Below are 13,132 nucleotides of genomic sequence, written 5' to 3'. Positions count from 1 at the left end.
TCAGGCCGGCTCGCCCTTCGGCAAGCGCTGCGCCAGCTTCTGGTGCAGCGCACTCTGAGCTGGCCAGTTGCGCATAAAGCGCGCCCGGTCGCGGGCAAACGCTGCCTCGAACGAGGCCCGGGAGGCATGCTGCTGCATGGCGTCCAGATCAATCAGGGCCCAGCGCCCTTCCTGCCAGAACACGTTATGCCCCTTGAAATCACCGTGACTGATGCGCTCGCGTATCAACTGCGCAAACAGCGTATCGAGCGCCTGCAACTCGGCCTCAGGCACGTCACCGGTTTCGACATAAGGCGCAAAGCGTTCAATGATGTCCGGTCCCGGTAGAAACTCGGTCACCAGGTACGCCTTGTTACGCAGCCCCAGTACGCGCGTTTCCCGCACGGCCAACGGCTTGGGCGTCGCGATGCCCAGAAACGCCAGCCGGTTGGCTTCGCGCCATGAGTGCCAGGCGCGACTGGGACGCCAGAAGCGCTTGAGCCAGTGACTGAAACTCTTGATGTTGTAACGCTTGATGACCAACGCACGGCCATTGACCTCGACACGGCCGACACTGGCGGCTCCGCCGGTCTTGTACAGATGCCCCTCATCCAGCAACGCATCGGCCTGATCAAGCACGGGCACCATCGCCGCTTCCTCTTCGCGACGAATCGCCTGAAACCCCGAAGCGCTGTCCTTGACGCTGAACAGGCTGCAATCGCGCCCGGTCTTGTCGAGAAAATCCTTCAAACGCCAGGTGCGCAGCTTGTCGATCTGCTTTTGCAGCGCTTCCATCGGCAGGCCATGCTCGGCGTTGCTCAACAGGTAATGCACCAGCAGTTCCTCGGTGAACGGCTCGAACGTCCGGGGCAACTGAGCGAAGAACACGCCAAGGTTCTCCAGTACCTTTTGCCGTGACAACGGTTGCCCGGCCTGTTCAGCACGAATACCCGCGCCGTCGATCATGTACAGCTGGCCGTTGTGACGCAGCAGGTTGTCCAGGTGCAGGTCCTCCTGCCACAGGCCTTTGGCGTGCAACAGGGCAATGGCCGACAGCGCTTCACCGAGCACGGTCTGCTGCTCATCGGTCAATGGGGACTGGTCCTGCACCGCCGTCCAGGCATCACCCAGGCTCGGCGCGTTTTCAAGAAACTCGAACAGCAGCCAGCCACCCTCATTCTCTTGCAACCCGTCGGCCAGCAACCGTGGCGTGGTCACGCCCTGGTCTGCCAACAACCGCACGCCATGGAGTTCACGCTGAAAGTGCCGGGCAGCCTTGTTGCCGACCAGCAATTTGGCGAGCACCGTACGGCCGCGCCAGACGCCGGCACCTACGTAGCGTTGACCCGGCAGCACGCGCAGCAGGGTCAGCAGGGTCAGCTCGGCGCTGCCAGCAGCGTCGGCCAGGGTCAGGCTCATGGGCAGCTCGGGCGTGCGCCCGGCGTTCTTGAGGTCAGACAAACGCATCAGCGGGTCTCTTTCTGGTCACGGTGGTGAAGGTCACGCTTGTGCTGGCCTCGCTGTCCCAGACGTACAGCCCAGGCACTGACCTGCTCACTGTCAGGGCTCGACTGCAGATAAGCCGCCAACAGCTCGCGCTGCTCGGCTTCGGTCCACACTCGGGCGCGACGCAACAACGGCTCCAGATCCTTGACCCGATCACGCTTGCCAAAGAGCACCGGACGGGTTTTTTCCAGGTCGATCAGTTGCGCCCGATAACCCTCATGGTCGGCCTGCAGGAAAATATGCTTGGGGTAGAAACAGCCATGAATCTGACCTGCGCCATGCAGCGTGCGCGCCAGTCGACCACAAGCCTGCAGAATGGCAGTGCGCGAGCGCGAGCCCATTTCGGCCCAGCCCTGCAGTAACTCGTCCAGATCGGTCCAGCCATCCAGCGCACGGGTCATCAGAATCGCGCGACGCTCGCCATCGACCTTGCGCTCACCATAGAACGCTGCCTGCAACGCAGGGATTCCCAGCTTCTGGTAACGACTGATATTACGAAACTCGCGCGAGAACGACGGCTCGCCAAACGGATGATGCAAGGTGTGCGTCAGGTAATTGCTCTGGCGCTTGAGGTAGAACCCCTGACCGTCCAGATCCAGCCGGAACACGCTGCTCCAGCCGCCACGCCCGGTGTTGGGCTCATCGACCGCGTCCAGTTGCAGCGTCCACAGCGACTCGAAATCGGTCAGGCCGTGGCGCTCCAGCAAGGGCTGATCGGCAGCGGCAATAAAAACACTCATTCGCGCCCCTCGAAAAAGCTGACGACATGACGAATACGCTTCTTGTCGGAGGCGTTCAAACGCGCTCGCTGACGGTATTGCAGGTAGAAGCGCAGTCGCTGCGTGGCAGACAAATGGTACTTGGCGACCTTATCCAGGCACGCCAGGTCCTTGGTAATGCGGTAGCGCAACATGAAGCTCCACCAGAATGCCCCATTGGGACAATCGATGAAGAACAGTCTGGCTTGATCGTCCACCAGCAGGTTGCGCCACTTCAAGTCGTTATGGGTGAAGTGGTGGTCATGCATGATGCGCGTACAGGACGCCAACTGACGACTGACGCCGTCCACCCAGGTCCTGTCGTCCAGCAGTGGATCCTTGCGCAACGCCAGCGCAGACAAATCTTCGGTATTCGGCAGCTCACGCGTGATCAATGCACCACGGTCGTAGGTTGCGCCGTTACGCTCAAGGCCCCACGCCACCACTTCGGCCGTGGGAATGCCCCACTTGGCGAAACGTTTGAGGTTCTGCCATTCGGACTTGACCCTGGGCCTGCCCAGATACCGGCGCAGACCTTTGCCCGCGCCTACGTAGCGCTTGACGTAGTAATTCACGCCATCACGCTGCACCCGAATCACTTCGGACAGAGGATCACGGGTCAGGCGCTCGCCCTGCAACGCAAACACCGCATCCAGACTTCCGAAATCTTGCGTCAGAAAATCGTACGCAGGCTCCAGATTCCAGCCCGCCATCAGAGCGCATCCCCGTATCGCAGTTTGCGCTGATAAAGCTTGTCGGCCTTTTTATCCAGCCAGCCGAGCAGTTTCGCCTCCTTGACCAGTATTTCGCGCAACGGCTTCTGAAAGTAACCTTTGAGAAAGCGCAGTTTGTCGCGATGCGTCAGACCGATGTCCAGCGCCGAAAAGTACAGCGCCGCCAGGTCCTTGTTACGCCAGCGCGGCGTAATGACCCGACGCGTCTGGGCGCGATGCAGGTCAATGACCGACAGCCTGAAATCGTCGGCCGTGACCGGCTTGTCGGTGTGCAGTAGAAAGTGGCAGATGTAGCAGTCCCGGTGGTTGACCCCGGCGCGGTGCATCATCCCGACCAGTCGCGCGACCTCGGCGATAAACGCTCGTTTGAGGCGCGGCTGCGGCGGCTCGTTGCGCCAGTTGATGCTGACGTCTTCCAGGCTGGTGGTCGGTGCCAATTCTTCAGTGACGATGAATGAATGCTGTGCAGCCGGATTGCTGCCGCGCTCGCCATAGGCCACGGCGGTCATGGTCGGTATACCGACTTCATGAAGGCGCTCGATGGCGTCCCACTCCTTGCCTGCGCCCAACACCGGCAATTTGGCAGTGACCAGATTCTTGGCGATCTCGCCCCAGCCAATGCCACGGTGGATCTTCACGAAATAGCCGCGCCCGTCGACTTCGGTGCGCAGGGTACGTCGGCCTTCAAGCTCGCGGTACACCTCACCGCTCAGGGCCTCGACCTCGGCGAACGCATCGCGTCCCGCCCACAGGCTCTTGAACGGTTCAGCCAGGAACAGCTTCATCAATAGTGCTCCGCCAGAATCACATCAGCAGCGTGTTGCGGCATGCTGTAAAGGTCCGCCGTATCGGCAAATGCCAGACCATTTCGGCCCCAGGCGCTGCGCGCGTTATCGTCCTTGAGCATGTCTGCCAGGTAACGATTGAGCTGCGCCTGCTCGAACGGCTCATCGAGCACCCGCCCGCAATCGGCCTCGGCGATGTAGTGGGCGTAGCCACACACAGCGCTGACCAGCACGGGCAAACCCGCCACCAGTGCTTCAAGCAGCACGGTGCCGGTGTTCTCGTTGTAGGCCGGATGAATCAGTACGTCGGCACCCATCAGGAAACGCGGGATGTCGCTGCGGCCTTTCATGAAGGTCACCTGATCACCCAGCCCCAACGCAGCGCTTTGCAGCTGGAATACCTTGGGGTCATCCTGCCCGATTACAAACAGTCGCGTGCGTTTCTTGAGCGGCTCAGGCAAGGCGGCCAAGGCCTTGAGGCTGCGATCCACGCCCTTTGTCTTGAAACCGGAGCCGATCTGCACCAATAACAGGTCGTTATCGGTCAGCCCGAACTCCTCACGAAAACCTGCCCGAATATCAGGTGCATCAGGCGGCGCGCGGCGGTCCGGGGAAATGCCGGGCGGCAACAGATGGAAACGCGACAGCGGCGTGTCGTAATGCTTGATGAACAGCGGTTGCTGCACCTCGGAAATCATCAGCACCTGGGTCCTGGCATCCTTGGCGAACACTGCTCGTTCATAATCCGCAAAGTGGCGATAGCGGCCCCACTTGCGGTACAGCGGGCTGCGCAGGTTCTGCGCCTTGTCTTCAAAGCAGCCATCGGCGGCGTAGTACACGTCCAGCCCCGGCATCTTGTTGAAGCCAATCAGACGATCCACCGGACGCTTGGCCAGGTCCGCTGCCATCCACGCACTGAGCTTTTCATTGCGGCGATGGTTGAAGAAGGCCTTGACCGGCGCGACCAGCACCTCGAAACCGGGCGGCACATCGCCTTCCCAGATCAGGGTGTAGACACGAATCTGATGACCGCGCTGCTGGCACTCCAGCGCGATGCGCATGAAGTCGCGTTGCAGTCCGCCGAACGGAAAGTATTTGTACAGGACGAAAGCCAGTTGCATCAGCCAGGTTCCTTTGCCAGCAACAGCGCGCCCAGTTGGCTCGCTACTCGCTCGGGATTCAAGCGAGTGAAGCACAGCGGCCACTCGCGTTTCAGGTCAAACCGGCGCTGATCATCAGCGGTCGGCTGGTAAGTGCATTTCTTCTGCAGGCACGGCGCGCAGCCTGGGTAATCAGCGGCCAGATGCACCTGCGATTTGCCATAGGCCCCGGTCAATACCGGGTTTGTAGGCCCGAACAGCGACACCGTCGGTACATCCAGCGCCGCAGCCAGATGGCCGATGCCGGTGTCCACTGCCACACAGGCCTGCGCCTGGGCCAATACCCGCGCCACGCCTGCCAGATTAAGTTTGGGCAACACATGCGCCGCATCCAGCCCGTCGGCAATACGTTCGGCACGGGCTTTTTCAGTCGCATTGCCCCACGGCAGGCGCACTTGCAGGCCACGAGCGACCATCAGTTCAGCCAGTTGTCGCCAGTACAGCTCAGGCCAGTGCTTGGTGTCCCAGGTGGTGCCGTGCAAAAACAGGACGAAGGGTGCCTGAGGCGCTTCGCCCTCGGTTGTCAGACTTTTCAGCCCGTAATCGCCGATTCCGGCCGGTACGCTGTAGCCCAACGCGTGTGCAAACAGCTGGCGCAGGCGCTCGACCGCATGTTGGCCGCGTGCCACAGGATAAGCGTGATCATAGAAGCGACTGGCAACAGGCTCACGCGCCGACTCACGATCCAGACCGGCCACCCGCGCATCGACATAGCGGGTCAGCCAGGCGCTCTTGAACAGGCCCTGCGCATCGATTACCAGGTCGTAACGCTGCTCACGCAGTCGCGCCTTGAAGCCGCGCCACTCGCCGCTTTTGAAGGTCTGCCACAGGTTCTTGCGCCAGCGGCGGATGGCCACGGGGATCACCCTGTCGACCGCCGGGTGCCAGGCGGGAATCTCGGCAAAGCCTTCTTCCACCACCCAGTCGAAGCGAATGCCGGGCAGCGCACGGGCAGCGTCGGTCAGCGCGGGCAAGGCATGAATCACATCGCCCAGCGAGGAAGTCTTGATCAGCAATACCCGCAACGTCAGACGACCTCTACCGGTGTGCTGTCCAGACGGCCCAGCGCCTGAATAACTGCGCCCGGCTCAAGCAGGCGCATGCAGTTGTAATGGCCGAAGCGGCAGGTGCGGTCGAAGCATGGGCTGCACTCGATGCCCAACTGGACAATCTCGACCTCATCGGCCAACGGCGGGGTAAAGCCCGGCGAGGTGGAACCGTACACGGCCACCAGCGGACGATTCAGCGCCGCCGCCACGTGCATCAGGCCGGAGTCATTGGAGACCACCGAATCGGCACACGACAGCAGGTCGATGGCTTCAGCCAGCGAAGTCTTGCCGCTGAGGTTCACGGACTCTTCACGCAAGCCGGGGATCAGGTTTTCGCGAATGGTCTCGCCCACCGGATGATCCTTCTGCGAACCGAACAGCCAGACCTGCCAGCCCTCGCGGATTCTGGCATCGGCGACTTGCGCGTAATGCTCGGCCGGCCAGCGCTTGGACTCGCCGAACTCGGCACCCGGACACAGCGCCAGCACCGGGCGGTCCAGGCTCAGGCCAAACTTTTCCAGCGTCGCATCGCGGGTCGCCGCATCGATCTGCAGGCTCGGCTTGGGATACGGGCGCGGCAGTTCTGCGCCTTTATCGTAAGCCAACGCCATGAAGCGCTCGATCATCAGTGGATAACGTTGCTTGTCCAGGGTGCGCACATCGTTGAGCAGGCCGTAGCGGAACTCGCCACGCCAGCCGGTACGCTGCTTGATGCCCGCAAAAAACGGCACCAGCGCGGACTTGAGCGAATTGGGCAGCAGGATGGCCTGATCGTACTGGCCGGCCAGCGACTTGCCGATGCGCCTGCGCGTCGCGAGCTCAAGGGCACCGTGGCCGAGCGGAAAGCTGAGCGCCGCACGCACTTCAGGCATGCGCTCCAGCAGCGGACGACTCCACTCGGGTGCCAGTACATCGATCTGGCACTCGGGATGACGCTGTTTCAGGCACTGGAACAGCGTTTGCGCCATCACCATGTCACCGACCCAGCTAGGCCCAACGATCAGAATATTCATGCTTTATCCAAAAACGACCGGAAACGATCAGGGAGGCCGATCAGACTGCGTGACATGCCCACACACCCTGTCGCCTCCCTGTCATAGCTTTATATAGTGTTGTGCGAAACCCTCGGTGTCGCCACCGACTCAGCTCAACCCCATCTGCGCCCAGATCCGCATCACTTCACGCCGCTCGCAGTGGAACTGATCGCCGCTGACTACACCCGCCTGCTTCTGCAAAGCCTGTCGGTGAGCCGCCGAGCGGTACGCCTTGTAGGCCTCGCGCAACAGGCTGGCATCGGCGTCGGGCAACAGCCCGGCTTCTTCCAGCCCTTCGAGAATACGAATGTTATCGGTGTATCGCAGCAGCCCCGGATGCTCTCTGGACCACGCCAAGGCCGCGTATTGCACCATAAATTCGATATCGACGATACCTCCGGCGTCCTGCTTGAGGTCGAACGGCATGGATGTCTCGAAGGCATTGGCTGCCCGGCCCGCCGCCGTCAGACGGGTGCCCAGGTTGTCGCGCATCTTGGCGCGCATCTCGCTGACCTCGGCGCGCAGCGTGTCCAGGTCACGTTCGCGGCCCAACACTTCAGCACGGACTTTCTCGAATTCGCGGCCCACGTCCGGACTGCCGATCAGCACACGAGCACGCACCAGCGCCTGATGCTCCCAGGTCCAGGCTTCCTTGTCCTGATAACGGGCAAATGCGCCCAGCGAGCTGACCAGCAGCCCCGAAGCACCGGAAGGCCGCAGACGCATGTCGACCTCATACAACTGGCCGGAGTTGGTCTGCGTGGTCAGCAAGTGAATGATGCGCTGCCCCAGTCGGGTAAAGAACTGCGCGCTGTCGATGGGCTTGGCGCCATCGGTTTCAACCTGCAGGTCGCCATCATGAATAAACACCAGATCCAGATCCGAACCATGCCCCAACTCAATGCCGCCCACTTTGCCGTAGCCGACAATCACAAAGCCCGGATCGCATAAACTGCCGTCAGGTCGCGACGGCGTGCCATGCCGCGCCACGCTGTGGCGCCATGCCAGCGCGAGCACCTGCTCCAGAATCGCCTCGGCCAGCCAGGTCAGGTAATCGCTGACCTTCATCAAGGGCAGGCTGCCGGTGATTTCCGATGCCGCCACCCGAAGGCTGTGCGCCAGTTTGAAGTGCCGCAGCGCTTCCATCTGCTGCTCCAGGTCATCCTCGGGAATGCGGATCAACCGCTCCTGCAACTCAGCCGCCAGCTCCGGTGCCAGCGGCGGATTGAACAACCGCCCTTCATTGAGCAGTTCATCGAGCAGCAGCGGGAAACGGGCAATCTGCTCGGCGATCCAGGGGCTGGCCGCGCACAGCGTCAGCAGGCGCCGCAGCGCATCGGGGTTTTCGGTCAACAGCACCAGATACGCCGAACGCCTGGCCACGGCCTCAACCAGCGGCAGCACGCGCTCCAGCACCAGGTCGGGCTTGTCGTGCTCCACGGCCTGAGCCAGCAGGCGCGGAATGAAGGCATCCAGCCGCTCACGACTGAGGCGTTGCATCGAGCGCAGATGCGGGCTGCTGCGCAGGTTGGCCAAGTGCTTGATAGCTGTCTCGGCATTGACGAAGCCTGCCTGGGAGAGCTGACGGCCAGCGGCCTCTTCATCCTGAGACTCTTCCCACAGCGGCAGCCATTCGCCGCCGACGACGACTTCGCTGTGTTCTTCCTGCTCTTCATCAGGGTCAGAATCCGGATCGGCGATCACCTGGCGAAAATGCCAGGACACCCGACCACGCCAGTACATCAGCCGTTCATGGAAGCTCGCCCAGTCGGCGAAGCCCATGATCAACGCGATGCGCGCCTGATCCTGCTCGTTGTCGGGCAACATCTGTGTCTGCCGGTCGGCAATCGCCTGAATCGCATGTTCGGTGTAACGCAAAAACTCATAGCCTTCGCGCAGCTCTTCAGTGACCGCACCGGGCAGATAACCCTGGCCTTCCAGCGTTCTCAACACCTTGAACAGCGGGCGTTGCTGCAGGCTAAGGTCGCGACCACCATGAATCAGCTGGAACGCCTGGGCGATGAACTCGACTTCACGAATGCCGCCCGCGCCAAGCTTGATGTTCTCGGCCATGCCCTTGCGCTTCACTTCCTGCTGAATCAACTGCTTCATGGTGCGCAGCGCTTCAATGGCCGAAAAGTCCAGATAACGGCGATAGACAAACGGACGCAGCATCTCCAGCAACTCGGCACCCGCCTTCTGATCGCCGCCCACCACACGGGCCTTGATCATGGCGTAACGCTCCCAGTCGCGACCCTGATCCTGGTAATACTGCTCCAGCGCATTGAAGCTGAGCACCAGCGCCCCGGATGAACCGTAAGGTCGCAGGCGCATGTCCACGCGAAACACGAAGCCATCGACGGTCACCGGGTCCAGCGCCTTGATCAGCCGCTGGCCCAGGCGAATGAAGAATTCCTGGTTGTCGAGGGGACGCTTGACGCCCACGGTTTCGCCACCTTCCGGGTAGCCAAAGATCAGATCGATGTCGGATGACAGGTTCAGCTCGACCGCGCCCAGCTTGCCCATCCCCAGAATGACCATGTGCTGCGGCAGGCCGGTGCGACGCCCGGTGGGCGTGCCGAACTGCTGACAATGGCGCTCATACAGCCAGTGATAGGCCAGATCAATGCAGCCATCAGCCATGTCCGACAGGTCGCGGCAGGTCTCGATCAGGTCCGCCTGACGTGTCAGGTCGCGCCAGATAATCCGCACTTGCTGACGCATGCGCTGGCGACGTAGATTACGCCCCAACGCGTCGTCGGTGGTTGCCGTGCTCAACGCGTCGGCGATCTGCCCGCGCAACTCGCCAGCCGAGAAGCTACGCTCCAGCTCGCCTGAATCGGCCATGTCCAGCAGCATCTGCGGATCCCGGCAAACCTGCTCGGTGACGAAGTCGCTGGCCGCGCAGACCCGGTCGAACGCAACGCGTCGTGACGCGGGCCAGGCCTCGAACGAGGCCAGTGCATCTGCTGATAAATCAGCCAGAGCTGTACGAAATGTCTGTTGTGCGCGGGTAATCAATGGCAGCAGGATGGCCGGAAAATCGGCCAGTAAAGGTAGGCTCATGGTCTATCCTTGATCGGCGTACGAAGGGCTACCTGCCATGACTGCGAGATAAGCCCGCCACCGCCGCTTGTCGAACAAAGGTTATAAATTGCTGGAAAAATCGTTTTAGAAGCATAAAATTCCGACTTTTTACCGCAACACATTCGATACCCATCAACAGTAACGATTTATCTCACAACACAACAGGAGCGATTTGGTCGCTTCGCTGTAGTTTTACTACTGGTTCAGTTACTCGGAGGGCTGAAATGGTCGTCGATTTGTAGTAAAACTACACGCCGCCGGGCCAACCTCCGGTAATCCAAGAATTTATGTCGTCTGCCCACAAGGCCAGTCGCAAACTCAGGCAACCGATTCTGGAAGCCTTTCCGCCCTGGAGCAAGCCATGCAAGACCTCGATCCCGTCGAAACCCAGGAATGGCTGGACGCCCTGGAATCGGTTCTCGACAAAGAAGGCGAAGACCGTGCTCATTACCTGATGACCCGTCTGGGCGAACTCGCCACCCGCAGTGGTTCGCAGTTGCCTTACGCCATCACCACGCCTTATCGCAACACGATTCCCGTCACCCACGAAGCACGCATGCCTGGCGACCTGTTCATGGAACGCCGCATTCGCTCGCTGGTGCGCTGGAACGCGCTGGCCATGGTTGTCAAAACCAACCTGAACGACCCGGACCTGGGCGGTCACATTTCGAGCTTCGCTTCCAGCGCCACGCTGTATGACATCGGCTTCAACTACTTCTTCCAGGCCCCGACCGAAGAACACGGCGGCGACCTGATCTACTTCCAGGGTCACGCATCGCCAGGCGTCTACGCCCGTGCGTTCATGGAAGGCCGCATCACCGAAGAGCAGATGAACAATTTCCGTCAGGAAGTCGACGGCAAGGGCCTGTCGTCTTATCCACACCCGTGGCTGATGAAAGATTTCTGGCAGTTCCCGACGGTGTCCATGGGTCTGGGCCCGATCCAGGCGATCTACCAGGCACGCTTCATGAAGTACCTGGAGCACCGCGGTTTCATCCCGGAAGGCAAGCAGAAAGTCTGGTGCTTCCTGGGCGACGGCGAGACCGACGAGCCGGAATCCCTGGGCGCTATCGCCCTGGCCGGTCGCGAGAAGCTCGACAACCTGATCTTCGTCGTGAACTGCAACCTGCAGCGTCTGGACGGTCCGGTGCGCGGCAACGCCAAGATCATCCAGGAACTGGAAGGCGTGTTCCGCGGTGCCCAGTGGAACGTCACCAAAGTCATCTGGGGCCGTTTCTGGGACCCACTGCTGGCCAAGGACGTCGACGGCATCCTGCAGCGTCGCATGGACGAAGTCATCGACGGCGAATACCAGAACTACAAGGCCAAGGACGGCGCGTTCGTCCGTGAGCACTTCTTCAACTCGCCAGAACTCAAGGCGATGGTTGCCGATCTGTCCGATGACGAGATCTGGAAGCTCAACCGTGGCGGCCACGACCCGTACAAGGTCTACGCGGCCTATCACGAAGCCGTTAACCACAAGGGTCAACCGACCGTGGTACTGGCCAAAACCATCAAGGGTTATGGCACCGGCGCCGGTGAAGCGAAAAACACCGCGCACAACACCAAGAAGGTTGATGTCGACAGCCTGCGTCACTTCCGTGACCGCTTCGATATCCCGGTCAAGGACTCCGAGCTCGAAGCCCTGCCGTTCTACAAGCCGGAAGAAGGCAGCGCCGAAGCCCGTTACCTGAGCGAGCGTCGTGCCGCACTGGGCGGTTTTGTGCCACAGCGTCGTGCGCAGAGCTTCAACCTGCCGACGCCACCGCTGGATACCCTCAAGGCCATCCTTGACGGTTCGGGCGATCGCGAAATCTCCACCACCATGGCCTTCGTGCGCATCTTGGCCCAACTGGTCAAGGACAAGGAAATCGGCCAGCGCATCGTTCCGATCATCCCGGACGAAGCCCGTACCTTCGGTATGGAAGGCATGTTCCGCCAGTTGGGCATCTACTCCTCCGTCGGCCAGCTCTACGAGCCAGTCGATAAAGAGCAGGTGATGTTCTACCGCGAGGACAAGAAGGGCCAGATCCTCGAAGAAGGCATCAACGAAGCAGGCGCCATGTCCTCCTTCATCGCGGCCGGTACGTCGTACAGCAGCCACAACCAGCCGATGATTCCGTTCTACATCTTCTACTCGATGTTCGGCTTCCAGCGCATCGGCGACCTGGCCTGGGCCGCTGGCGACAGCCGCACCCGTGGCTTCCTGGTCGGCGGCACCGCCGGTCGTACCACGCTGAACGGCGAAGGCCTGCAGCACGAAGACGGTCATAGCCACATCCTGGCGTCGACCATCCCGAACTGCCGCACCTTCGACCCGACTTACGGTTACGAGCTGGCCGTCATCATTCGTGAAGGCATGCGCCTGATGTTCGAAGAACAGCAGGACGTTTTCTACTACCTGACCGTGATGAACGAGTCCTACACCCAGCCAGCCATGCCGGCCGGTGTGGAAGAAGGCATAATCAAGGGTATGTACCTGCTCGAAGAAGACACCAAGGAAGCGGCGCACCACGTCCAGTTGCTGGGCTCGGGCACCATCCTGCGTGAAGTTCGCGAAGCGGCGAAGATCCTGCGTGACGAGTTCAATATCGGCGCTGACGTCTGGAGCGTTACCAGCTTCAACGAACTGCGTCGCGACGGTCTGGCGGTAGAGCGCAACAACCGCCTGCACCCTGGCCAGAAGCCTGAACTGACTTACGTCGAGCAGTGCCTCAACGGTCGCAAGGGTCCGGTCATTGCCTCGACGGACTACATGAAACTGTTCGCTGATCAGATTCGTCAGTGGGTTCCAAGCAAGGAATACAAAGTCCTGGGCACCGACGGTTTCGGCCGTAGCGACAGCCGCAAGAAGCTGCGTCACTTCTTTGAAGTCGACCGTCACTTCGTTGTGCTGGCAGCCCTGGAAGCCTTGGCTGATCGCGGCGATATCGAACCTAAAGTCGTGGCTGAAGCCATCGTCAAGTTCGGCATCGATCCAGAAAAACGCAATCCACTGGACTGCTAAGAGTCTGCTTCAAGAGCGCTGATCAGAGCGTGA

General features: G+C 60.9%; 9 protein-coding genes. 1 reads left to right on the top strand and 8 read right to left on the bottom strand.

Going from position 1 to position 13,132, the window contains the following annotated elements; genetic code table 11:
• From H8S56_RS22635 to glnE, 8 genes are all read right to left on the bottom strand, one after another.
• A complete protein-coding gene (locus H8S56_RS22635) occupies positions 1-1,446 on the bottom strand; it encodes a lipopolysaccharide kinase InaA family protein (RefSeq protein WP_187519847.1) in 1,446 nt (481 codons plus the stop codon).
• Positions 1,446-2,225, bottom strand: a complete 780-nt coding sequence (locus H8S56_RS22630) for a lipopolysaccharide kinase InaA family protein (RefSeq protein WP_024687360.1) — start codon at positions 2,223-2,225, stop codon at positions 1,446-1,448. The genes H8S56_RS22635 and H8S56_RS22630 overlap by 1 nt, the downstream gene beginning before the upstream one ends.
• Positions 2,222-2,956: a lipopolysaccharide kinase InaA family protein gene (locus H8S56_RS22625; protein WP_024687359.1), complete on the bottom strand. Its 735-nt coding sequence runs from the start codon at positions 2,954-2,956 to the stop codon at positions 2,222-2,224. Before H8S56_RS22625 ends, H8S56_RS22630 begins: the two co-directional genes overlap by 4 nt.
• A complete protein-coding gene (gene rfaP / locus H8S56_RS22620; RefSeq protein WP_187519846.1) occupies positions 2,956-3,762 on the bottom strand; it encodes a lipopolysaccharide core heptose(I) kinase RfaP in 807 nt (268 codons plus the stop codon). The genes H8S56_RS22625 and rfaP overlap by 1 nt, the downstream gene beginning before the upstream one ends.
• Positions 3,762-4,883, bottom strand: coding sequence for a glycosyltransferase family 4 protein (locus H8S56_RS22615; protein WP_024694886.1), 1,122 nt, complete (start codon positions 4,881-4,883; stop codon positions 3,762-3,764). The genes rfaP and H8S56_RS22615 overlap by 1 nt, the downstream gene beginning before the upstream one ends.
• Positions 4,883-5,947, bottom strand: a complete 1,065-nt coding sequence (gene waaC / locus H8S56_RS22610; RefSeq protein WP_187519845.1) for a lipopolysaccharide heptosyltransferase I — start codon at positions 5,945-5,947, stop codon at positions 4,883-4,885. Before waaC ends, H8S56_RS22615 begins: the two co-directional genes overlap by 1 nt.
• A 2-nt stretch (positions 5,948-5,949) precedes the next feature.
• Positions 5,950-6,984 carry a lipopolysaccharide heptosyltransferase II gene (gene waaF, locus H8S56_RS22605; protein WP_024694887.1) on the bottom strand — a complete coding sequence of 345 codons (1,035 nt, stop codon included), beginning with the start codon at positions 6,982-6,984 and terminating at the stop codon, positions 5,950-5,952.
• Positions 6,985-7,113: 129 nt separating this feature from the next.
• On the bottom strand, positions 7,114-10,071 hold the full coding sequence (gene glnE / locus H8S56_RS22600) for a bifunctional [glutamate--ammonia ligase]-adenylyl-L-tyrosine phosphorylase/[glutamate--ammonia-ligase] adenylyltransferase (RefSeq protein ID WP_187519844.1): 2,958 nt from the start codon (positions 10,069-10,071) through the stop codon (positions 7,114-7,116).
• 382 nt (positions 10,072-10,453) lie between these two features.
• Here glnE and aceE point away from each other — a divergent pair, with 382 nt between their 5' ends.
• Positions 10,454-13,099, top strand: coding sequence for a pyruvate dehydrogenase (acetyl-transferring), homodimeric type (aceE, locus tag H8S56_RS22595; protein WP_024687353.1), 2,646 nt, complete (start codon positions 10,454-10,456; stop codon positions 13,097-13,099).
• The last annotated feature ends 33 nt before the right edge of the window (positions 13,100-13,132 follow it).

It is taken from the genome of Pseudomonas triticifolii (assembly GCF_014358015.1).
GTDB lineage: Bacteria > Pseudomonadota > Gammaproteobacteria > Pseudomonadales > Pseudomonadaceae > Aquipseudomonas > Aquipseudomonas triticifolii.
The sequence above is the reverse complement of the archived record's forward strand: the minus strand, read 5'-3'. Positions and strand labels throughout refer to the sequence as shown.

Coding starts and splice junctions, on each gene's coding strand:
- H8S56_RS22635 (WP_187519847.1), bottom strand. CDS start 1,446: ATGCGTTTGTCTGACCTCAAGAACGCCGGGCGCACGCCCGAGCTGCCC.
- H8S56_RS22630 (WP_024687360.1), bottom strand. CDS start 2,225: ATGAGTGTTTTTATTGCCGCTGCCGATCAGCCCTTGCTGGAGCGCCAC.
- H8S56_RS22625 (WP_024687359.1), bottom strand. CDS start 2,956: ATGGCGGGCTGGAATCTGGAGCCTGCGTACGATTTTCTGACGCAAGAT.
- rfaP (WP_187519846.1), bottom strand. CDS start 3,762: ATGAAGCTGTTCCTGGCTGAACCGTTCAAGAGCCTGTGGGCGGGACGC.
- H8S56_RS22615 (WP_024694886.1), bottom strand. CDS start 4,883: ATGCAACTGGCTTTCGTCCTGTACAAATACTTTCCGTTCGGCGGACTG.
- waaF (WP_024694887.1), bottom strand. CDS start 6,984: ATGAATATTCTGATCGTTGGGCCTAGCTGGGTCGGTGACATGGTGATG.
- glnE (WP_187519844.1), bottom strand. CDS start 10,071: ATGAGCCTACCTTTACTGGCCGATTTTCCGGCCATCCTGCTGCCATTG.
- aceE (WP_024687353.1), top strand. CDS start 10,454: ATGCAAGACCTCGATCCCGTCGAAACCCAGGAATGGCTGGACGCCCTG.